The 22,527-nt window shown below is 60.1% G+C and carries 17 protein-coding genes and 4 tRNA genes; 2 read left to right on the forward strand and 19 right to left on the reverse strand.

Annotated features, from left to right (window positions below; translation table 11 throughout):
- Positions 1-225 precede the first annotated feature (225 nt).
- The 9 genes from EAH74_RS15485 to leuC all read right to left on the reverse strand — a co-directional run bounded on the left by EAH74_RS15485 (position 226) and on the right by leuC (position 11,680).
- A complete protein-coding gene (locus EAH74_RS15485; RefSeq protein WP_140679638.1) occupies positions 226-852 on the reverse strand; it encodes a phosphoribosylanthranilate isomerase in 627 nt (208 codons plus the stop codon).
- Positions 853-915: 63 nt separating this feature from the next.
- A complete protein-coding gene (truA, locus tag EAH74_RS15490) occupies positions 916-1,740 on the reverse strand; it encodes a tRNA pseudouridine(38-40) synthase TruA (protein WP_140679896.1) in 825 nt (274 codons plus the stop codon).
- Between the two features lie 313 nt (positions 1,741-2,053).
- Positions 2,054-4,900 (reverse strand): FimV/HubP family polar landmark protein, encoded by a 2,847-nt coding sequence (locus EAH74_RS15495; RefSeq protein WP_140679639.1) that lies wholly within the window; start codon positions 4,898-4,900, stop codon positions 2,054-2,056.
- Between the two features lie 207 nt (positions 4,901-5,107).
- On the reverse strand, positions 5,108-6,118 hold the full coding sequence (locus EAH74_RS15500; RefSeq protein WP_140679640.1) for an aspartate-semialdehyde dehydrogenase: 1,011 nt from the start codon (positions 6,116-6,118) through the stop codon (positions 5,108-5,110).
- 227 nt (positions 6,119-6,345) lie between these two features.
- The gene (gene asd, locus EAH74_RS15505; protein ID WP_033061853.1) at positions 6,346-7,458 is read right to left on the reverse strand and encodes an aspartate-semialdehyde dehydrogenase; all 1,113 of its coding nucleotides are present in this window, start codon (positions 7,456-7,458) and stop codon (positions 6,346-6,348) included.
- Between the two features lie 69 nt (positions 7,459-7,527).
- The gene (gene leuB / locus EAH74_RS15510) at positions 7,528-8,610 is read right to left on the reverse strand and encodes a 3-isopropylmalate dehydrogenase (RefSeq protein WP_140679641.1); all 1,083 of its coding nucleotides are present in this window, start codon (positions 8,608-8,610) and stop codon (positions 7,528-7,530) included.
- Positions 8,611-8,682: 72 nt separating this feature from the next.
- On the reverse strand, positions 8,683-9,450 hold the full coding sequence (locus EAH74_RS15515) for a class I SAM-dependent methyltransferase (RefSeq protein ID WP_140679642.1): 768 nt from the start codon (positions 9,448-9,450) through the stop codon (positions 8,683-8,685).
- A gap of 156 nt (positions 9,451-9,606) precedes the next feature.
- Positions 9,607-10,251: a 3-isopropylmalate dehydratase small subunit gene (gene leuD / locus EAH74_RS15520; RefSeq protein WP_140679643.1), complete on the reverse strand. Its 645-nt coding sequence runs from the start codon at positions 10,249-10,251 to the stop codon at positions 9,607-9,609.
- 10 nt (positions 10,252-10,261) lie between these two features.
- Positions 10,262-11,680 (reverse strand): 3-isopropylmalate dehydratase large subunit, encoded by a 1,419-nt coding sequence (leuC, locus tag EAH74_RS15525; RefSeq protein WP_008151269.1) that lies wholly within the window; start codon positions 11,678-11,680, stop codon positions 10,262-10,264.
- 153 nt (positions 11,681-11,833) lie between these two features.
- On the opposite strand from leuC, the gene EAH74_RS15530 reads away from it, so the two are divergent.
- The gene (locus EAH74_RS15530; protein WP_140679644.1) at positions 11,834-12,724 is read left to right on the forward strand and encodes a LysR family transcriptional regulator; all 891 of its coding nucleotides are present in this window, start codon (positions 11,834-11,836) and stop codon (positions 12,722-12,724) included.
- A gap of 66 nt (positions 12,725-12,790) precedes the next feature.
- Positions 12,791-16,069: a bifunctional diguanylate cyclase/phosphodiesterase gene (locus EAH74_RS15535; RefSeq protein WP_140679646.1), complete on the forward strand. Its 3,279-nt coding sequence runs from the start codon at positions 12,791-12,793 to the stop codon at positions 16,067-16,069.
- Between the two features lie 237 nt (positions 16,070-16,306).
- Here the strand turns inward: EAH74_RS15535 and EAH74_RS15540 are convergent, their stop codons facing one another.
- The 10 genes from EAH74_RS15540 to gltX form a co-directional block, all read right to left on the reverse strand.
- Positions 16,307-16,753, reverse strand: coding sequence for an Hsp20 family protein (locus tag EAH74_RS15540; RefSeq protein ID WP_140679647.1), 447 nt, complete (start codon positions 16,751-16,753; stop codon positions 16,307-16,309).
- Positions 16,754-16,873: 120 nt separating this feature from the next.
- Positions 16,874-17,833 carry a tRNA dihydrouridine synthase gene (locus tag EAH74_RS15545; protein WP_095128599.1) on the reverse strand — a complete coding sequence of 320 codons (960 nt, stop codon included), beginning with the start codon at positions 17,831-17,833 and terminating at the stop codon, positions 16,874-16,876.
- Between the two features lie 165 nt (positions 17,834-17,998).
- Positions 17,999-18,448, reverse strand: a complete 450-nt coding sequence (locus EAH74_RS15555; RefSeq protein ID WP_140679648.1) for an acyl-CoA thioesterase — start codon at positions 18,446-18,448, stop codon at positions 17,999-18,001.
- A 48-nt stretch (positions 18,449-18,496) separates the two neighbouring features.
- Positions 18,497-19,330 (reverse strand): alpha/beta fold hydrolase, encoded by an 834-nt coding sequence (locus EAH74_RS15560; RefSeq protein WP_140679649.1) that lies wholly within the window; start codon positions 19,328-19,330, stop codon positions 18,497-18,499.
- Positions 19,331-19,361: 31 nt separating this feature from the next.
- A complete protein-coding gene (locus tag EAH74_RS15565; RefSeq protein WP_008028313.1) occupies positions 19,362-19,901 on the reverse strand; it encodes a TetR/AcrR family transcriptional regulator in 540 nt (179 codons plus the stop codon).
- A 183-nt stretch (positions 19,902-20,084) separates the two neighbouring features.
- Positions 20,085-20,160: transfer RNA gene (locus EAH74_RS15570), tRNA-Glu, on the reverse strand.
- 80 nt (positions 20,161-20,240) lie between these two features.
- Positions 20,241-20,316: transfer RNA gene (locus EAH74_RS15575), tRNA-Ala, on the reverse strand.
- Positions 20,317-20,369: 53 nt separating this feature from the next.
- Positions 20,370-20,445, reverse strand: a tRNA-Glu gene (locus EAH74_RS15580).
- Positions 20,446-20,524: 79 nt separating this feature from the next.
- Positions 20,525-20,600: transfer RNA gene (locus EAH74_RS15585), tRNA-Ala, on the reverse strand.
- Positions 20,601-20,882: 282 nt separating this feature from the next.
- The gene (gene gltX, locus EAH74_RS15590) at positions 20,883-22,364 is read right to left on the reverse strand and encodes a glutamate--tRNA ligase (protein ID WP_140679650.1); all 1,482 of its coding nucleotides are present in this window, start codon (positions 22,362-22,364) and stop codon (positions 20,883-20,885) included.
- Positions 22,365-22,527 lie beyond the last annotated feature (163 nt).

A 22,527-nucleotide genomic window follows, 5' to 3' on the forward strand; every position in this document is an offset into this window, starting at 1 on the left:
GCCCGAACGCTCTGGTTCGCAGCCCCGCGTATGCCCTTGAGCTAAATTCATGTGTGTGGCGATGATCGATGGGTTGCCGGATCAGCTAAACGTGACCTGCGTACACCCCAAAAACCCTCAGCCATGCCTGTGGACGGCGGCAGTGTGCCAGCCGTCACATCAACGTAGGAGCTGACGAGTGAAACGAGGCTGCGATCTTTTGATTTGGCTCTTCGCAGCCTCGTTTCACTCGACAGCTCCTACAACCGCTTTAATGAATGCCTGAATCTTTGCGTGATCCTTGATGCCCTTGCTCGCCTCCACCCCACCGCTGACGTCCACCGCGTAAGGCTGAACCCGGGCAATCGCCTCGGCGACGTTGTCCGGCGTCAAGCCGCCCGCCAGGATGATCGGTTTGCTCAAGCCTTGCGGTATCAGAGACCAGTCAAACGCTTCACCGGTTCCGCCGGGTACGCCTTCGACATAGGCGTCGAGCAGGATACCGCTGGCGCCTGGAAACGCATCGCATGCGGCCGCGATATCGTCACCAGCCTTGACCCGCAACGCCTTGATGTACGGACGATGCCAGCCTTCGCACTCGGCCGCGGTTTCGTCGCCATGGAACTGCAACAGGTCCAGTGGCACGGCGTCGAGAATTTCCCCCAACTCGCAGCGGCTGGCGTTGACGAACAACCCTACAGTGGTCACGAACGGCGGCAACGCCTCGATGATCGAGCGCGCCTGCTGAAACGTCACGGCCCGGGGGCTTTTGGCGTAGAACACAAATCCGATCGCATCAGCCCCGGCCTCAACCGCCGCTAACGCATCTTCTATGCGGGTAATCCCACAAATCTTGCTGCGAACGGCCGACATGTCGATAGAACCCCAAGGTAAATCCGAGAAAGTCCCGGATGGTAACAAAAGCGTTCGAGGGCGTCAGCCGTCAAGTTCCGAGAAGCCGGTCAGGAAGTGCGGCCCGATGTAACGCTCCGGCAATTCGAACTCGTCGCGGTACTCGACCTGCACCAGGTACAGGCCGTACGGGTGCGCCGTCACCCCACCGGAACGGCGAATGCGGCTCTCCAGCACTTCTTTCATCCACTCCACCGGGCGCTCGCCGGCACCGATGGTCATCAGCACGCCAGCAATGTTGCGCACCATGTGGTGCAGGAAGGCGCTGGCGCGGATGTCCAGCACGATCATCTTGCCGTGGCGCGTGACGCGCAGGTGATGCAGCTCCTTGATCGGCGACTTGGCCTGACACTGGCCGGCACGGAAAGCGCTGAAATCGTGGGTTCCGACCAGGTACTGCGCCGCCTCGGCCATGCGCTCGACGTCCAGCGGACGGTGGTTCCAGGTGATTTCTTCGTTCAGGTGCGCCGGGCGGATCTGATCGTTGTAGATCACGTAGCGATAGCGCCGGGCAATGGCCTTGAACCGCGCATGAAAATGCGCCGGCATAACCTTGGCCCAGCTGACACTGACGTCGTGGGGCAAATTGATATTGGCGCCCATGACCCAGGCTTTCATCGAACGCTCGACCTGGGTATCGAAATGCACCACCTGACCGCACGCATGCACGCCGGCATCCGTACGCCCGGCGCAGAGCAGCGACACCGGTGAGTCGGCGACTTTGGACAAGGCCTTTTCGAGCGTTTCCTGCACGGTGAGTACGCCGCAAGCCTGGCGCTGCCAGCCGCGATAGCGCGAGCCTTTGTATTCAACGCCCAACGCGATCCGGAAAAAGCCGTCGGCCACCATTTCGGCGGCCGGATTATCTATATTTGCCAAGGAGTGACAGCCTGCTGATGTACGCAAAGGCGGGCATTATAAGGCCGCCGGACCGGGACGCCAGAGCCGTGTGTTTTTTGGGGCCTGCGGAGTCGAATTATATTGAATGTGCCGGCCTCTTCGCGAGCAGGCTCGCTCCCACAGGGGTTTTGTGAACACCAGAGACTCAAAGTGGGAGCGAGCCTGCTCGCGAAGACGGCCCGACAGACACCAACGCACCTCCAACAGAAACAAAAACGGCAGCCTCAATGGGCTGCCGTTTTGTTTACGCCTTACCGATCAATCAAGCCAGACGCGAAAGCATTTCCTTGGCTTCGCTCTTCTGCCCGTCGTCACCCTCGGTCACCACCTCGTTAAGGATGTCCCGGGCGCCGTCGGCGTCGCCCATGTCAATGTAGGCCTGGGCCAGATCGAGTTTGGTAGCGACTTCGTCGGTGCCGGAAAGGAAATCGAATTCCGGCTCGTCAGCTGCGGAGGCCATGGCGTCTTCCGCCGTGAAGCTCGGCTCGCCAAGGCTCTGGGACAGACGATCCAGCTCGGCGTTGACGTCTTCCAGTTCGGCTGCAAACGCGTCCGGGGCGTCTGGCGCGTCCATTTCGTCAGCCAGCGACAGGTCGAAATCGGCTGGCAGCTCCAGATCGTCCAGCGCAGCCTCGGGAACAGCAGGCGCTTCAGCGGCAGGCAAGTCCAGGTCCTTGACGCCGTCATCCAGGCTCAACAGGAAATCGTCTTCGGCCAGGGTCGCCGGCGAGGCATCCCCACCAAGGTCCATATCCAGGTCGAAGTCCGACAGGTCATCGAGGTTTTCCTTGATGTCGTTCTGCTGCCGCAACACCGACTCGAAGCTCAAGTCGTCGTCCAGCGGGAAGTCGTCCAGCTCAGCCGCAGACACTGGCTCTGCTTCTGGTTTTGGTTCTAGCTCTGGTGCAACCACTGTCGCAGGGGCAGTTTCCAGATCATCCAGGCTCAAATCGAATGCACTGTCGAGATCATCGGACTCGGCCTTTGGCTCTGGTTCTGGTTCCGGTGCAACCACCGCCGGAGAGGCAGCTTCCAGATCATCCAGGCTCAAATCGAAGGCACTGTCGAAGTCATCGGGCTCTGCCTCCGCTTCTGCCTCTGGTGCAACCACTGCCGGAGCGGCAGCTTCCAGATCATCCAGGCTCAAATCGAAGGCATTGTCGAAGTCATCGGGCACTGCTGGTGCCGGCGTTTCGGGCTCGTCCAGCAGCAAATCCTTGACATATTGCGCGTCCAGTTCGGCAGCGATCGCAGCGGCTGCGATACCACCGGCTGCCGCAATGACCATGGCCGGGAAGCGGCTCTTGAGTTTTTCGACCTGAGCAAAGTTGTCACCATTGGCCACCAGTTGGCGTTCCTGGGCAACGAATGCATCGCGGTCGCCTTGCTGACCGTAGACTTCCATCAGCTTGAGGCGCAGGTCACTGCGTTGCGGCTCTTGCTTGATCCCGTCTTCCAGCAAGGCAGCCGCCTGATTCAGACGACCGGCAGTGATGTGCGACTGCGCCTTGGTCAATACGTCGTCATCGCGCTCGCCAGCAGGCGAAACCAATGGCGCAGCGATCGGCGGTGTTACCACAACCGGAGCAATCACCGGAGCCGGCGCGGGTGCAGGGGCTGGTGCAGGCGGTGGCGTTGGGGTAGCGAGCTTCACGCTCGGCGGCGGCACTTCCAGGTCTTCGAAGATGCCTTTTGGCAGGTCGAGTTCAGCGGAGAACGCCTGCTCCTCGGCCAAATCACGGGCCATGCGCAAATGCTTCTCGGCTTCTTGCTGGGCTTTGCGGCGACGCGCCAGCAACAGCAGCAGGAACAGCACCACCACCGCCCCGCCACCTGCCAGACCTAGCAGCCACGGATTGGTCAGCAGTTCTTTGAATTGCTGATCGTCGGATGCTGCCGGCGTCGGCTCGGCCGGAGCCGGAGTGGCCTCGGGCGCAGCAGCCTCGGGTGCAGTCGGAGCCGCGTCCGCAGGCGTTGTTGCCGCAGGATTGGCCGCCAGTTCGGCTGACATTGCCGGAGCGGTCGCACCGGGTGCCGGCGCACCCGCCGCACCTTCAGCCTGCAACTTGGCCAGTTGATTGTTCTTCAGTTCGATCAGGCGTTGCAGCTTGTCCAGCTGACTTTGCAGATCGGTCATGCGGCTTTTCAGTTCGGCATTGTCACGACGGGTCGTGTCGAGGCTTTCCTGGGTCACGGCCAGCTTGTTGCTCAAATTCTTGGCATCACCCGCGGCGCCTTTGCCACCGGCCTTGCCGGACTCGGCAGAGACCAGGCTCAGCTTGTCTGTCGCCGTTTGCGACGAAGGGCCTTCACCGCGAGCGCGCTTGGTGGCATCGAGCTGCTGCTGTCCGGTCCCGGGCTTCGCCACGTAGCGACGACCCTGACGCCACGCGGTGTTCTGCGCGGAGACTTCGGCAATGGCTTTCGGTTGCGGCAGGCTGGCGCTCTGCGTCTGATCCGGCAGACGCAGCACCTGACCGGCTTTCAACCGGTTGATGTTGCCGTCGATAAAGGCATCCGGATTCAACGCCTGGATGGCCAGCATGGTTTGCTGGACCGAGCCGCCATTGCGCGCCTTCGCAGCGATGTCCCACAGGGTATCGCGCGGCGCGGTGGTGTATTGGGTTGGTTTGGTGCCACCGGTCACCGGTGCGGTGACGTTTTGCGTCGGTGCAGGCTGCGCAGCCGCATCAGCGGTTTGCGGCGAGAATTTGGACGGATCGAGCAGCACGCTGTAATCGCGCAGTAGGCGACCGTTGGGCCACATCACCTGAACCAGGAATTTCACCATGGGTTCGGAGAGTGGTTTGCTGGACGTCACACGCAGGATGCTTTTGCCGCTGGCGTTGAGCACTGGGGTAAAGGTCAGGTCATTGAGAAACGCCTGGCGGTCGACACCGGCCTTGGCGAAATCTTCGGGCGAAGCCAGGCTCGGCACCACTTCGGCAGCGGTGAGGTCCTTGACGTCGAGCAACTCGATTTCTGCCACCAGGGGCTGGTTCAGCGTCGACTTCAGGGTCAATTCCCCGAGCCCGAGGGCATGCGCCATACCGGAGGACAGCGCCGAGGCGGCCGCTATTGCTAACACCAGTTTGCGAACTTGAACCATAGCCTCATCCTTTGTTTGAACATTCCTCGGCCAGCGAGAAGGTGTTGATAGTCGCTGCCGTAAGGCATTGCGCGCGGCGGCGAAAAGTCATCGCGCGCGATCATTTCATTCATGCCACGCAAAGCCCCGGAGGGAGCCCGCCTTCAGCAGTCCAGCCAAGCATAGCGCCCGGCCGGATTCATTCGACAAATTGTTGCCAAGTATCTTTTACAGCAGGTCTTTTATCAACAATTCAGCCACCTGCACAGCATTGAGCGCTGCACCTTTGCGTACGTTATCTGACGTCAGCCACAAATTAAGTTCCGACAGGTCGTCGATCCCGTTGCGAACCCGACCAACGTAGACCACGTCCTGCCCTACCGCATCGCCTACCGGCGTCGGGTAATCGCCGGCTTCCACCAACTCGATACCGGGCGCGTCTTCCAGGGCGGCGTTGACTTTAGCCAGGTCGATGTCGCTCGATGACTGCAAGGTCACGTTAAAGCTATCGCCAAAAAACACCGGGGCTTGAATGCAAGTGACGGAAATCTTTAATAAAGGCAGCGCCATGACCTGACGCACCTCGCGTACCAGGCGCTTTTCCAGCAGCGTGTGACCCTGATCATCTGGCTTGCCCACTTGCGCCAGCAGGTTGAAGGCCATCTGCCGATCGAAGAAGGTCGGCTCCAGCGGACGCACATTGAGCAGTTCGGCCGTTTGCCGTGCCAGTTCGGTGACGGCTTCGCGGCCCTGGGCGGAGACGGCCAGACTAGCGGTCAAATTGATGCGTTGCAGATCGAGCAAACCGAGCAACGGCGCCAGCACTACCGCCAATGTGGTGGCCGAAGGGCTTGGACTGCTGACCTGGAACGGCTTTTTCAAACCGGCCAGCACCTGAGCGTTGGCTTCAGGCACGACCTGTGGCGCCTGATCAGCCGGCAAGGCACCGGACAAGTCGATCAGCGAGCAACCGGCGGCCGTGGCACGCGAAGCGAAACTCAGGGTTACCGCCGGGCCGGCAGCGAAGAACACCAGCTGGACTTTACTGAAGTCGAACTCATCGACTTCCCGCACCCGCACGTTCTTGCCGCGAAACGGCACCGAATGCCCGGCCGATTCGCTGCTGGCGAGCAGGTGCAGATTGCCGACGGGGAAGTCGCGCTCTTCGAGAATCTGCACGAGCGTTTCGCCGACAGTACCGGTGGCGCCGATCACGGCAATATCAAAGGACTGGCTCATGGTTCTACCTCTGGCGAAACGGGGGGAGCGGCACTTTACCGGGTGGTTGGCAGTTCGGCAATTTAGAGCAAAAGATCGCAGCCTTCGGCAGCTCCTACAAAATCGGGTTTGCACGCGACCAATGTAGGAGCTGCCGAAGGCTGCGATCTTTTTGCAGGCGACGAACATACCAAAAGAAAAAACCCGCACCTCTTTCAAGGCGCGGGTTCGTTCATTACTTCAATCGATCAACGCTCAAGCAGGATCCGCAGCATGCGACGCAGCGGTTCGGCCGCGCCCCACAGCAGTTGGTCGCCGACGGTGAACGCGCCGACGTACTGCGTGCCCATGTTCAGCTTGCGCAGACGACCAACCGGTACGTTCAGGGTGCCGGTGACTTTCGTCGGGCTCAGTTCCTGAATGCTGGCTTCGCGGCTGTTCGGTACCAGTTTGACCCAAGGGTTGTGCTGGCTGATCAGCCCTTCGATATCGGCGATCGGCACGTCTTTGTTCAGCTTGATGGTCAGCGCCTGGCTGTGGCAGCGCATGGCGCCGATACGCACGCAGATGCCATCGACCGGGATCGGGCTCTTGAAGCGACCAAGGATCTTGTTGGTCTCGGCCTGGGCCTTCCACTCTTCGCGGCTCTGACCGTTTGGCAGTTCCTTGTCGATCCACGGGATCAGGCTGCCGGCCAGCGGTACGCCGAAGTTTTCGGTCGGGTACGCGTCGCTGCGCATGGCTTCGGCCACACGGCGGTCGATGTCGAGGATCGCGCTGGCCGGGTCGGCCAGTTGATCGGCGACAGCGGCGTGGGTCGCGCCCATTTGCTTGATCAGTTCGCGCATGTTCTGCGCGCCGGCACCGGAGGCCGCCTGATAGGTCATGGCGCTCATCCACTCGACCAGACCGGCTTCGAACAGACCGCCCAGGCCCATCAGCATCAGGCTGACGGTGCAGTTGCCGCCGATGTAGTTCTTGGTGCCCGCGTCGAGCTGCTGGTCGATGACCTTGCGGTTCACCGGGTCCAGCACGATCACCGCGTCATCCTGCATGCGCAGGCTGGAAGCGGCGTCGATCCAGTAACCCTGCCAGCCGGCTTCGCGCAGTTTCGGGAAAACTTCGCTGGTGTAGTCGCCACCCTGGCAGGTCAGAATCACGTCGAGGGTTTTCAGCTCATCAATGCTGTAAGCGTCCTTGAGCGGAGCAATGTCCTTGCCCACGGACGGGCCTTGGCCACCGACATTGGAAGTGGTGAAAAACACCGGCTCAATAAGATCGAAATCCTGCTCTTCCAGCATCCGCTGCATGAGCACGGAACCGACCATACCGCGCCAACCGATCAGACCTACACGTTTCATCGCAACTACACCTTCTTTAAAAAGTGGGCCGCTGCTTTCAAGAGTGAAAGTTGCAGCGGGCCCGAGAGATTACAGATTCCGCAGCGCGGCGACTACTGCGTCACCCATTTGCTGCGTACCGACTTTAGTGCAACCGTTCGACCAGATGTCGCCAGTGCGAAGGCCCTGGTCCAATACCAGACTGACGGCCTTTTCGATGGCATCGGCCGCGTCCTGCAGATTGAAGCTGTAACGCAACATCATCGACACCGACAGAATCGTCGCCAACGGGTTGGCAATGCCTTTGCCAGCGATGTCCGGCGCCGAACCATGGCACGGCTCGTACATGCCTTTATTGTTGGTATCCAACGACGCCGACGGCAGCATGCCGATGGAACCGGTGAGCATCGATGCCTGGTCGGACAGAATGTCACCAAACAGGTTGTCGGTAACGATCACGTCGAATTGCTTCGGTGCGCGCACCAGCTGCATCGCGGCGTTGTCGACGTACATGTGGCTCAGTTCGACTTCAGGGTAATCCTTGGCCACTTGCTCGACGATTTCACGCCACAGTTGACTGGACGCTAACACGTTGGCCTTGTCCACCGAACACAGTTTCTTGTTACGAACCATGGCCATGTCGAAACCGACACGGGCGATACGGCGGATTTCGCTTTCGCTGTACGGCAGGGTGTCGTAAGCCTGACGCTCGCCGTTTTCCAGGGTGCGAACGCCACGTGGCGCGCCGAAGTAGATGCCGCCGGTCAGTTCACGGACGATCAGGATGTCCAGGCCAGCCACGATTTCAGGCTTCAGGCTCGAAGCCTCGGCCAGTTGCGGGTACAGGATCGCCGGACGCAGGTTGCCGAACAGGCCCAGTTGCGCACGAATTTTCAGCAGGCCGCGCTCAGGGCGAATGTCACGCTCGATGGTGTCCCATTTCGGGCCGCCCACGGCGCCGAGCAGTACAGCGTCGGCCGCGCGTGCACGGTCCAGGGTTTCGTCAGCCAGCGGCACACCGTGTTTGTCGATGGCAGCGCCACCGATCACGTCATGGCTCAGCTCGAAGCCCAGGCTGTACTTGTCGTTCGCCAGCTCCAGCACCTTGACCGCTTCGGCCATGATTTCCGGGCCAATACCGTCACCTGGGAGAATCAGAATCTGCTTGCTCATGCTTTCCTCATGTCATCAGTCGGCGTGCCCTGGGGTCGCGGGTCAGCCGGGAAAAATTCTATCGCTCGACGCTTATCGTTCAGCCATCAGCACCAGCACATCGGTACTGAACGAACCATCGGCCTCAATCTCAAAATAGTCGCGTACTTCATTGCCCATCGATTTCTGCAACTCGAGGATTGCCGCGCGCATCACCTCTGGTGTGCGCATGCGCTCGACCCAGGAGGTGTACTCCAGTCGCAGCCGTTGACGGGTGGTGCTGCGGGTATGCAACCCCGCTTCGCTGACCTGACGCAACCACTCGCCGGCGGAATAATCGCGCACATGGCTGGTATCGCGCAGCACTTCGACGCTTTGCAGGTAAGTGTCGAACAACGGACTGCCCGGTGACAAAACGTCGATGAACGCCGCCACGCCGCCCGGCTTCAGCACCCGGCGAACTTCTCGCAGGGCCAGGCCGAGATCGCTCCAATGGTGCGCCGAATAACGGCTGAAGACGAAATCGAATTCGCCATCGGCGAATGGCAGGCGCTCGGCAGCACCGTTGACCGTGGTGACATTGCTATAACCGCGATCAATCGCCGCTGCGGCCACCACGTCGAGCATTTGCTGGGACAGGTCGTAAGCCACCACTTCTTTCACTAACGACGCCACATGGAAACTCACGTGACCGGCGCCGCAGCCCAAGTCCAGCACCCGGGCATCGCCCTGCCCGGCCAGTTCAGCCTGTAGCAGCGCGAATTCGGTGCCTTGAGCGTGAACGGCGCTGCTCAGGTAGGCCGAGGCTTGTTCACCGAATTGCTTTTGTACGACTTGGCTGTGCTGGGCGTTGCTGGTCATGGGACTTCCTTTTTGGGGTTAAGCCTTACGCTGTCTGGGCTGCCGTCTTCGCGAGCAGGCTCGCTCCCACAGGGGTTTTGTGAACGACGCAAATCCTGTGTGGGAGCGAGCCTGCTCGCGAAGAGGCCCGCCCTGTCTACATCAATCTCGGATCAATCAAACGTCACGAAACAACCAAGGCTGACTCGCCCGGTGCTTGCTTTCAAACGACGCAATCGCCTCGTGATCCATCAATGTCAGACCAATATCGTCGAGGCCATTCACCAGGCAATGCTTACGAAACTCATCCAGTTCAAAGCTGTAGACCTTGCCATCCGGACGGGTCACGGTCTGGGCTTGCAGGTCGACCGTCAACTCGTAACCCGGATTGGCTTCAACCTGCTGGAACAACTCATCCACTTCAGCGTCGCTCAAGATGATCGGCAACAAGCCGTTCTTGAAGCTGTTGTTGTAGAAGATGTCGGCGTAGCTCGGCGCAATGATGCTGCGAAAACCGTACTCTTCCAGCGCCCACGGCGCGTGTTCACGGCTGGAGCCGCAACCGAAGTTCTCGCGGGCCAGCAGCACGCTGGCGCCTTGATAACGCTCGGCGTTGAGGACGAAGTCCTTGTTCAGCGGACGCTTGGAGTTGTCCTGGTAGGCATAGCCCACGTCCAGGTAGCGCCATTCGTCAAACAGGTTCGGACCAAAACCGGTGCGCTTGATCGACTTCAAGAACTGCTTCGGAATAATCTGGTCGGTGTCGACGTTGGCACGGTCCAAGGGGGCGACCAAACCGGTGTGTTGGGTAAAAGCTCTCATGTGCGGTTCCTCAGATCAGTTCGCGAACGTCGATGAAACGACCGTGGACGGCAGCCGCCGCGGCCATGGCCGGGCTGACCAGGTGCGTACGGCCACCGGCGCCCTGACGCCCTTCGAAGTTGCGGTTGGAGGTCGAGGCGCAATGCTCGCCCGACTCCAAGCGGTCCGGGTTCATCGCCAGGCACATCGAGCAACCCGGTTCACGCCACTCGAAACCGGCTTCGAGGAAAATCTTGTCCAGGCCTTCGGCCTCGGCTTGCGCCTTCACCAGGCCCGAGCCCGGCACCACGATGGCTTGCTTGATGGTCGAAGCGACTTTACGGCCCTTGGCGATCACCGCCGCAGCGCGCAAGTCTTCGATCCGCGAGTTGGTGCAGGAACCAATGAAGACGCGGTCCAGTTGAATATCGGTGATCGCCTGATTGGCGCTCAAACCCATGTATTTCAAGGCGCGCTCGATGGAACCGCGTTTGACCAGGTCCATTTCCTTCGCCGGATCCGGCACATTCTGATCAACCGCCAGGACCATCTCGGGCGATGTGCCCCAGCTGACTTGCGGCTTGATCTGAGTAGCGTCGAGCTCGACCACGGTATCGAACACCGCATCGGCGTCGGACACCAGGTCTTTCCAGGCTTCGACCGCCATGTCCCATTCCGCGCCTTTCGGAGCAAATGGACGACCCTTGACGTAAGCCACGGTTTTTTCGTCGGCAGCCACCAGGCCAACACGAGCGCCGGCTTCAATGGACATGTTGCAGATGGTCATGCGGCCTTCGACGGACAAATCGCGAATGGCGCTGCCGGCGAACTCGATGGCGTGGCCGTTACCGCCGGCGGTGCCGATCTTGCCGATGACGGCGAGCACGATGTCCTTGGCGGTCACGCCGAACGGCAACTTGCCCTCGACCGACACCAGCATGTTTTTCATTTTCTTGGCCACCAGGCATTGCGTGGCGAACACGTGCTCGACCTCGGAAGTCCCGATGCCGTGGGCCAATGCGCCAAACGCGCCGTGGGTCGAGGTGTGCGAGTCGCCGCAGACCACGGTCATGCCCGGCAAGGTGGCACCCTGCTCCGGACCGATCACGTGAACGATGCCCTGACGCACATCATTCATCTTGAATTCAGTGATGCCATATTCGTCGCAGTAGTCATCGAGGGTCTGAACCTGCAGGCGCGAGACCTGATCGGTAATCGCTTCAATGCCGCCCTTGCGATCTGGAGTGGTCGGAACGTTGTGGTCCGGGGTGGCGATGATCGAGTCGACGCGCCAAGGCTTGCGCCCGGCCAGACGCAGGCCTTCGAAAGCTTGGGGCGAAGTCACTTCATGGATGATGTGGCGGTCGATATAGATCAGCGACGACCCATCGTCGCGCCGTTTCACTTCATGGGAATCCCAAAGCTTGTCGTAAAGCGTTTTGCCGGCCATCAGACGGTCCTCATCAGCTTGCTTCTATTTTCTATGCCTTGGGTCGTGCACGGTTCAATAGCCCCTTGGCTTGTGAGGTCGATCCTAGGGGGTTACATTAAATAACTCAAATTCATATTTTTTATGCTTTGGATAACCAACTGGAATACCACAATGGATCTGGCCAACCTCAATGCTTTTATCGCGATTGCCGAGACCGGTAGCTTCTCCGGCGCTGGCGAACGGCTGCACCTGACACAACCGGCCATCAGCAAGCGCATTGCCGGGCTGGAGCAGCAATTGAAGGTGCGCCTGTTCGATCGCCTAGGACGTGAAGTGGGCCTGACCGAAGCCGGACGCGCCTTGCTGCCGCGTGCCTATCAGATTCTGAATGTGTTGGATGACACCCGCCGCGCCCTGACCAACCTGACCGGCGAAGTGACCGGTCGCCTGACGCTGGCCACCAGCCACCACATCGGCCTGCACCGCTTGCCCCCCTTATTAAGGGAGTTCACCCGACGTTACCCGCAAGTGGCGCTGGATATTCAGTTCCTCGATTCGGAAGTGGCCTACGAAGAAATCCTCCATGGCCGCGCCGAACTGGCGGTCATCACCCTGGCGCCGGAGCCCCACGCACTGGTCAAGGCCACGCCGGTGTGGGACGACCCGCTGGACTTCGTGGTCGCCCCGGAGCACTCGCTGATCAGCCACGGCCCGGTCAGCCTGGCGGACATTGCCCTGCACCCGGCGGTTTTCCCCGGCGGCAACACCTTTACTCACCACATCGTCCGGCGCCTGTTCGAAGCTCAAGGCCTGACGCCGAACATCGCCATGAGCACGAATTATCTGGAAACCATCAAGATGATGGTCTCGATCGGCCTGGCCTGGAGCGTGTTGCCGCGCACCATGCTTGATGAACAAGTTGCACGAATACCTTTGCCGGGCATACAACTCACTCGCCAGCTAGGCTATATCCTGCACACCGAACGGACGCTGTCGAATGCGGCACGGGCCTTTATGGCCCTGCTGGATGCACAAATCGATCTGCCAGGGACTCAAGGCTAAGTTGTGCTACTCCTATAGAGCCGAGAAAACCTGTGCCTAACGCCTAATTCAGCCCAAGGCTTGCCAATGCCGAAATCTGTTGACCGTATTCCGACGATGCCGCGTATACAGGCGCTTGACCCAAAACGGTCCGAGCAGAGCTGGGAAAGCGCCCCACAATTGCTGGCCGCCCTCAACGGTGCACATTTGGGCGCCTGGTATTGGGACATCGAGCGTGGGCAGATCAGTTGGTCGCGGGGTACCCAGGCGCTGTTCGGCTTCGATCCCCGGCAACCGCTGCCGGCGGATCTGGAATACCTCGACTTGCTGCCGCCAGAGGATCGGGCGAAAACCATTCGCGCCTTCGACGCGGTGATCGCCGGCGCCCCGCTGGAACAGGCGATGCATCACCGCATCCGCTGGCCCGACGGCAGCCTGCACTGGCTGGAGATCAATGGCAGCCTGCTGCCGGACAAACACGGCCGGCCACGGATGATTGGCGTCATCCGCGAAATCACCCACCAGCGTCAGCGCGAACAGGCGTTGAGCAGCTCGGAAAAACGCTTCGCCACGCTGTTCCACCTGTGTCCGAACATGGTCCTGCTGACTCGCCAGGAAGACGGCCTGATCAGCGAAGCCAACCAGTATTTCGAAAGCCTGTTTGGCTGGCCAGTACAGGACGCCATCGGTCGCACCACCCTGGAACTGGGCCTCTGGGTGCATCCGGAGCAACGGGCGCAACTCGTCAAAGCCACCAAGGCCAAGGGCGAACTGATCAACATGGAGGTGCAATTTCGTGCCAGCAACGGCCAGATCCACGACGGCATCCTCAGCGCGCAAAAGGTCGAGCTCGAAGGTCAGCCTTATCTACTGAGTACGTTCCTTGACACCACTGAACGCAAAGCCGCCGAACATGCCCTGAAAGACAGCCAGGAGCGCCTCGACCTGGCGCTGGATTCAGCGCAACTCGGCACCTGGGACTGGCACATTCCCAGCGGCATGCTGTACGGCTCGGCTCGCGCCGCCCAACTGCACGGGCTGGAAGCCATACCTTTCCATGAATCCTTCGACGATTTTTTTGAAGGCGTGCCCGGCGAAGAGCGCGACACCATGCGCGATGCCTATCGCAGCCTGCGAGAAGGCCCTGCCGGCAATTATCAACTGACCTACCGCGTACAACTGCCGGACGGCAGCTCGCGCTACCTGGAAAGCCGCGCCCGACTCTATCGCGATGAAAACGGTGCCCCGCTGCGCATGGCCGGCACCTTGCTCGACATCACCGATCAGGTGGAGCGGGAGCAGCTGCTGGTGGCGTCCGAAGAGAAGTTCGCCACCCTGTTCCAGGTCAGCCCGGACCCCATTTGCGTGACCCGTCAGGACACCGGCCAATTTATCGAAATCAACTCCAGCTTCAGCCAAACCTTCGGCTGGAGCGCCACCGATGTGATTGGCCGCGGCGCCGACGAAATCGGCCTATGGGACGCTTCGGCGCAAAGCCTGCGACGGATCGAGCAGGTCATCCGCGAACAGGGTCTGAACAACGTGGCGATCCTCGTTCAGCACAAAGACGGGCAAGCCCTGACCTGCGTGATTTCCAGCCGTCAGATCAGCGTCGGCGACCAGCCGTGCATCGTCACCACCCTGCGCGATATCACTCAGCAGCAACGCTCGGAAGCAGCGCTCAAGGCCAGCGAAGAGAAGTTCGCCAAGGCCTTCCACTCCAGCCCGGACGCCATCACCATCACCGAGCGCGACACCGGGCGTTATCTGGAGGTTAACGATGGCTTTTGCCGCCTGACTGGCTACCGCGCCGATGAAGTGGTGGGTCGCACGGTGTATCAGGTCGGCATCTGGGCCGAGGAAAAACAACGTTCGGCGCTGCTCGCCGAACTACAGATCAAGGGCCGGGTGCATCACCAGGAAATGCTCGGGCGCAATAAACGCGGCGAGTTGCTGACCGTCGAAGTCTCGGTAGAACCGATCACCCTCAACGAAACCGCCTGCCTGCTGCTGACCGCGCGTGACGTCAGCCTGCTGAAAAACGCCGAAGCGCAGATCCGTCACCTGGCCTACCATGACCCGCTGACCAACCTGCCCAACCGCGCCCTGCTGATGGATCGCCTGAGCCAGCAGATTGCCCTGCTCAAGCGCCACAACCTGCGCGGCGCCCTGATGTTTCTCGACCTTGATCACTTCAAGCACATCAATGATTCCCTCGGTCATCCGGTGGGCGATACCGTGCTGAAAATCATCACCGCGCGCCTCGAAGCCAGTGTGCGCATGGAAGACACCGTCGCGCGTTTGGGCGGTGACGAATTCGTGGTGCTGCTCAGCGGGCTCGAAGGCTCGCGCAACGAGGTCAGCGAGCAAGTCCTGCAACTGGCGGATACCTTGCGTGAACTGCTGTCGGAGCCGATGTTCCTCGACGGACAACGCCTGCAAGTAACCCCGAGCATCGGCATCGCACTGATTCCCGATCATGGTTCGACCCCGACCGACCTGCTCAAACGCGCCGACATCGCCCTCTACCGGGCCAAGGATTCGGGCCGCAACACCACGCAGATGTACCACAACACCATGCAGAAGGCGGCGAGCGAACGCTTGCGCATGGAAACCGACCTGCGCCTGGCCCTTTCCCGGGGTGAATTCCGCGTGCACTACCAGCCTCAAGTCGACGCCCGGAACGACCGCATTGTCGGCGCCGAGGCGCTGGTGCGCTGGAACCACCCGGAACTTGGCGCGCAATCGCCCACCGAGTTCATCAAGGTGCTGGAGGACAGCGGGCTGATTCTGGAAGTCGGCACCTGGATCGTCGACGAGGCCTGCAGCGCCTTCAAACAACTGATCGCCAATGGCCTGGTCGATCCGCTGGACTTCAGCCTGTGCGTGAACATCAGCCCGCGGCAATTTCGCCAGAACGACTTCGTCGAACGCATCGAACACAGCCTCGCCAGCCACGGTCTGCCCTGCTCGCTGCTGAAACTGGAAATCACCGAAGGCATCGTGATCCAGAACCTGGAAGACACCATCAACAAAATGCGGAACCTGAAAAAACTCGGCGTGAGTTTCGCCATGGACGATTTCGGCACCGGTTACTCCTCGCTGACCTACCTCAAGCGCCTGCCGGTCGACACCCTGAAAATCGACCAATCGTTTATCCGCGACGCCACCACCGACCCCAACGACGCCGAGATCATCCGCGCCATCGTTGCCATGGCCCGCAGCCTGGAATTGAAAGTGATTGCCGAAGGGGTAGAGACGCCGGAGCAGCTCGAATTCTTGCAGGGGCTGGGCTGCCATTTTTATCAGGGGTATTTGCACAGCCCGCCGCTGCCGGTGGAGGATTTCCAGAAGTTGCTCAAGTGACACGGACCTTGTAGCAGCTGCCGAGCAGCGCGAGGCTGCGTTCGGCTGCGAAGCAGTCGTAAAGTCAAAGTTCGCGGTTATCCAGGAAAACTATGCAGGCAGAATTCACGACTGCTGCGCAGCCGAACGCAGCCTCGCGCTGCTCGGCAGCTGCTACAGAGCATGCGCAATGTTTGAAATCATCTGGATGACGGGCACAAAAAAGGGCGCCAGTGGCGCCCTTTTCATTGCTCTGCCTTAATGCTGCAGCACTGGCTTTTGTGTCCCGTTGATCGGGATGCGTTTGGCTTTCGCCTCTTCCGGTATCACCCGCAACAGGTCGATGCTCAACAAACCGTTGCTCAGGCCGGCGGCCTTGATTTCGATATGGTCCGCCAGACGGAAGGACAGTTTGAAGGCACGCTGTGCGATGCCTTGGTACAGATAAGTGACGTCTTCGCTCGCGTCACGTTTGCCGCCACTGATGGTCAGCACACCTTTTTCCACTTGCAGCTCCAGGTCTTCTTCCTGGAAGCCGGCGGCCGCAACGACGATGCGGTATTGGTCGTCGCCGTGTTTTTCCACGTTGTAAGGTGGGTAGGTGCTGCCTGGCTCGTTGCGCAGGGCGGTTTCGAACAGGTCATTGAAACGGTCGAAGCCTACCGAGGAACGGAACAGTGGTGCCATGGAAAATGCAGTACTCATGATTCAAATCTCCTGAAACATATCAGCAAGTTTTTTTGTCTCCGCGACCCGAATTCGGCATCGCGTAATCCTTAAATAAGGACCGCTGATTGCTTTTCAAGAGATTATTTACAGATTTTCTCAGGCTGCTTCGGACACCTGAAGACCCAGTAAACGCGAGACCTGATCCAGTTCGGTCTCACGACGCAGCACGGTGAACAGCTCGACCGCTTCGGGATAATTACGGGTCAGCATCGCCAGCCACTGCTTCAAGCGACCCGGCGATTGGCGCGCCGTCATCTGCGCCTTGGCTTGCAGCCAGAAGTCCTGAATCAATGGCAACAGCTCGGCCCAGGTCATCTCGACGACGTCCTCACCGGCCCGCGCCATTGCGATTTGCCGTGCCAGGTCCGGGCGCGACACCAGGCCACGACCGAGCATGATGTCCTCGACGCCGCTGATTTCGCGGCAACGACGCCAGTCTTCGACGCTCCAGATGTCGCCGTTGGCGAACACCGGAACCTTGACGACATCCTGCACCCGGGGGATCCATTCCCAATGGGCTGGCGGTTTGTAGCCGTCAGTTTTGGTCCGTGCATGAACCACGATGTGCGCCGCGCCCCCTTCGGCCAGGGCCGTGGCACACACCAGCGCACCGTCCGGGCTATCGAAACCCAGGCGCATCTTGGCAGTCACCGGAATGTGCGCCGGAACGGCACGACGCACGTGTTCGACGATCTGGTTCAGCAGCTCAGGCTCTTTGAGCAGCACTGCGCCGCCACGGGACTTGTTCACAGTCTTGGCCGGGCAGCCGAAGTTCAAGTCGATCACCTCAGACCCCAGCTCGCAAGCCAGCGCAGCGTTTTCCGCCAGGCATACCGGATCGGAACCGAGCAGCTGCACCCGCAGCGGCACGCCGGATGCGGTGCGGGCGCCGGTCAGCAGTTCCGGGCCGAATTTGTGGTAATAGGCAGGCGTAAGCAGTTGATCGTTGATCCGAATGAACTCGGTCACGCACCAATCGATACCGCCCACACGGGTCAGCACGTCCCGCAGGATGTTGTCGACCAACCCCTCCATGGGCGCCAAAGCAATTTGCATGAAAAACACACTCAACGAAAAACGTGCGGCAGTTTACTGGGTTCAGAGAAAATCTGCAGAACATCGCAGATCAACTGTGGGAGCGAGCTTGCTCGCGAAGGCGGCGCGTCAAACAACTTATGTTTCGACTGATACACCGCTTTCGCGAGCAAGCCCGCTCCCACATTAGATTTTGGTCGTATCCAACATCTGCAACGCCGGGCCGTAGCCTTCGATGAACTCTGCCGGCATGCGCTTGGGCTTGCCGGTCGACAGCTCGATGCAGACGAAGGAGGTCTGCGCCCGCAGCAACGTGGTGTTGTCGCTGGGGCGTTTCAACTGAAAGTGTCGGGTCATTTTCAGGCGCTGGTCCCAATCGACGATCCAGGTCGCCAATTGCAACTCATCGCCTTCATAGGCGGCCGCCAGGTAATCGATCTCGTGCCGCACCACCGCCATCGCCCGATCCAGTCGACGATACTCGACCAGGTCCAGGCCAAGCCGCTGGGAGTGGCGCCAGGCACAGCGTTCGAGCCAGGTCACGTACACCGCGTTGTTCGCGTGACCCAACCCATCGATGTCCTCTGCGCCGACTTCCAGATCAATGATAAATGGCGTTGCCCGATCCCAGCCCATGCCCCACTCCCGGTCAGAAAATTTTTACCGGGGCAGTGTAACGGATGCTCAGGCCGATTGGCGCGATTGCAGACTGCGACCGGCGAGCAACGAGAGAACGCCTTCGATCACTCGAGGGTCAGCCAGTACCCGCTGATGCCCCCCCTCTTCCAGGCGCAACAGACGGCTGTCAAACCAGGCCTCGTTGATCAGCTGCGATTCCTTGACCGGAACGTAGCAGTCGTCTTCGGCATGAACGATCAGGCCGGGCATGTCGAGCTGATAGTGCGCGACATCCAGTGCCGCAGCGCGCATGCCGACGTCTCTTTCGACCTGACGAATGAACGCCGAGCGGGCTTTCGGTGGCAGCCGAACATAGCGGGCGAAACCGCGCAATACGCCGAGAATCCGCGCCGGGGCAGCGATAGTGACCAGGGTTTCGGTACGCAAGCCCAACTGAACGGCGAGCATGGCACTGGCGCCGCCCATGGAGTGGCCAATGACGGCTTGCAGCGGTGGCAACTCGGCAGCGGCCTCAAGCATGGCCCGGGCAAACAGCACCACATTGGCCTCGCGACCCGGCGAGCGACCGTGGGCCGGACCGTCCAGCGCAACCACGGTGTAACCGGCATCGACCAGCGCGGTGATAAGACTGGCAAACTGAGTCGGCCGGCCTTCCCAACCGTGCATCAGCAACACGGCGGGACCTTGCCCCCAACGCAGCGCCGAGAGACCGAAGCGCAGGGTGATTCGCTCGGACTTGGCCAGCAGCGGCAATTCCCAATCACGCGACGGCAGTTCCCGCGGCGTCATGAATGCCAGTCGCATTTTGCTCGCGACCAGTTTCGGTGCGAACCAGCCCAAGGTGCCATTAACGCCACGAACCCACTTCAACGTGCTCATCGCTCTCACTCCTCAGGCCAATGCCTTTAGGTCACAGCACCGCAGACTTGGCGGCGCGCAGCAATCGATCGGACAATTCTCCTGGCCCCAACGCGCGAGCCAAAGCCAAACCACCGACCATCAAGGCCATGTCGGCCAAGGCTTTGTCGGTGTCTTCCGGGCTGGCCGCCAACTGCGCGACCATCATTTCCACATGCTCATTCAACGCCACGCGAAACGCGTCCGGCAGGCGCCCCAGCTCACCGACAGAAGCCGGAATCGGGCACGCTGACTCAGAGGAATCACGGTGTTTGCGCGACAGATAAAACGCAGCAACCAGCGCGCGACGTTCTTCGCCGGTCAATTCGGCGTCCATGTCGGCGATCAAGCCACGCCGGTGACCGAGCAATTGCTTGAACGCTTCCAGCATCATCGCGTCCTTGCTTTCGAAGTGCGCATAGAAGCCGCCGACGGTCAGGCCGGCCGCGCCCATCACTTCGCCCACGCTCGGTTCGGCCGGGCCGCGCTGAATCAGCGCTGCGCTGGCAGCCTTGAGGATGCGTTCGCGGGTTTGAGCTTTTTTATCGTTCATCGTTGCCTCCGAATATTACGACTAGAATATTATTCTCATAATAATTTTACGCAAGTCGTGGATGTGACCGCTGGTCTGAAGAACAGTTTGAAAGAATTAGGGGATTTGGCCAAACGCCAGACAAACAAAAGGGCCATTCAATAATTGAATGACCCTTATAAAATCCCGCAGAGCGGGTAATCGTGGCGTCCCCTAGGGGACTCGAACCCCTGTTACCGCCGTGAAAGGGCGGTGTCCTAGGCCACTAGACGAAGGGGACGCAAAACCTTCTATACAACTGATCAGTGCTGAGAGCTGATCGATTCAAGGCCGGTGTGGCCAGACCTTGAACTGTAAAATTGGTGGAGCTAAGCGGGATCGAACCGCTGACCTCCTGCATGCCATGCAGGCGCTCTCCCAGCTGAGCTATAGCCCCGGATTTTTCGCCTCGCGGCGGAGCGACATCTTGCAACATCGCTTCTGTAAAACTGGCGTCCCCTAGGGGACTCGAACCCCTGTTACCGCCGTGAAAGGGCGGTGTCCTAGGCCACTAGACGAAGGGGACGCAAACCCTTCTATACACCTGATCACCGCTGAGTGGTGATCGCTTCAAGACCGGTGTGGCCAGACCTTGAAGTGTAAATTGGTGGAGCTAGACGGGATCGAACCGTCGACCTCTTGCATGCCATGCAAGCGCTCTCCCAGCTGAGCTATAGCCCCTCATCGCTGAGGACGGGGCGAATCTTAATGGCGCATCGGAAAGCTGTCAAACTTATTTTTAAAATATTTCAAAGTTTTTTGCCGACATAACAATCACTTACCGCCCTTCCCCGTAAATCCGGGGCGTATCCGTCCCTGTAGCAGCTGCCGCAGGCTGCGTTCGAGTGCGCAGCGCTCGCAATCTGGGCGCCCTGCCCTTTCGGAAAGATTGCGCGGCGGCCATTGGGGCCGCTGCGCAGCCCAACGCAGCCTTTTGCAGCTGCTACACGGGAACGGAGTGGATCAGGCGATGTTGCCCAAGAGTTTTTCCCACTCCTTGTTTTCCTTCTTCGACACGCCACCGAGCAGGTCGATCGCCTGGCGCAGACGGAAACGGGTCAGGTCCGGGCCAAGGATCTCCATCGCATCGAGCACCGATACCGAACTGGCCTGGCCAGTGATCGCGGCAAACATCAGTGGCATGGCATCACGCAATTTCAGTTCCAGGGATTCGACCACCGCCTGAATCGTTGCGGTGATGCTGTCCTTCTCCCACTGCCGCAGGCTTTCCAGCTTCCACAAAATCAACTGCATCAACTGACGCACCTGATCGCCCGACAGCTTTTTGGATTCAAACAGCTTGGCGTCCGGGTTCACGCCACCGGCGAAGAAGAAGCCGGCCAGTGGTGCGACCTGGCTGAAGGTTTCAACCCGACCCTGCACGTGCGGCGCGATCTTCATCATGTATTCCGGGTTCAGCGCCCATGTTTGCAGGCGCGAAGCGAACTCTTCCACCGGCAGGTCACGCAGCCATTGGCCGTTGAGCCACGACAGTTTCTCGATGTCGAAAATCGGCCCGCCGAGGGAGACGCGGCTCAGGTCGAAGTTGTCGACCATTTCCTGCAGCGAGAACTTCTCGCGCTCGTCCGGCATCGACCAGCCCATGCGACCGAGGTAGTTGAGCATCGCTTCCGGCATGAAGCCCATGCGCTCGTAGAACGTCACCGAGGTCGGGTTCTTGCGTTTGGACAGCTTGCTCTTGTCCGGGTTACGCAGCAGCGGCATGTAGCACAACTCGGGTTGTTCCCAGCCGAAGTACTCGTACAGCAGAATCAGTTTCGGCGCCGACGGCAGCCACTCTTCGCCACGCAGAACGTGGGTGATGCCCATCAGGTGGTCATCGACGACGTTGGCCAGGAAGTACGTCGGCAGACCGTCGGTCTTCATCAGCACTTGCATGTCCATACGATCCCACGGGATCTCGACGTCGCCACGCAGCATGTCCGGCACCACGCAAACGCCTTCGCTCGGCACCTTCATGCGGATCACATGCGGCTCGCCGGCAGCCAGGCGACGATCGACTTCTTCCTTGGACAGCAACAGCGCACGACCGTCGTAACGCGGGGTTTCGCCGCGGGCCATTTGCTCGGCGCGCATCTGGTCGAGTTCTTCGGCCGTACAGAAGCACGGGAAAGCGTGGCCCATTTCTACCAACTGCTGGCAGTACTTCTGATAGATGTCGCCACGCTCGCTCTGACGGTAAGGACCGTGCGGGCCGCCAACATCCGGGCCTTCGCTCCAGTCGATACCCAACCAGCGCAGGGCGTCGAAAATCTGTTGCTCGGACTCGCGGGTCGAACGCAATTGGTCGGTGTCTTCGATCCGCAGGATGAACTCACCGCCGTGCTGCTTGGCAAAGCAGTAGTTGAACAAAGCGATGTAAGCGGTACCTACGTGGGGGTCCCCGGTAGGCGATGGCGCGATGCGAGTGCGGACGGTGGTCATGGCAAGTCTCGAAATGAAGATAAAACAAAGGGCGAATGGTAACAGGCGTTGCCCGCCCGGCTCCAGTGAGCAGGGCATTTAAGCCAAGGTTGCGTCTACAACGGGCTCTAGCTTCAGTGAATGGCCGATTATCAGCCGATGGCATTTACCCATCATTCGCTGT

Source organism: Pseudomonas mandelii, from assembly GCF_006438925.1.
GTDB lineage: Bacteria > Pseudomonadota > Gammaproteobacteria > Pseudomonadales > Pseudomonadaceae > Aquipseudomonas > Aquipseudomonas mandelii_C.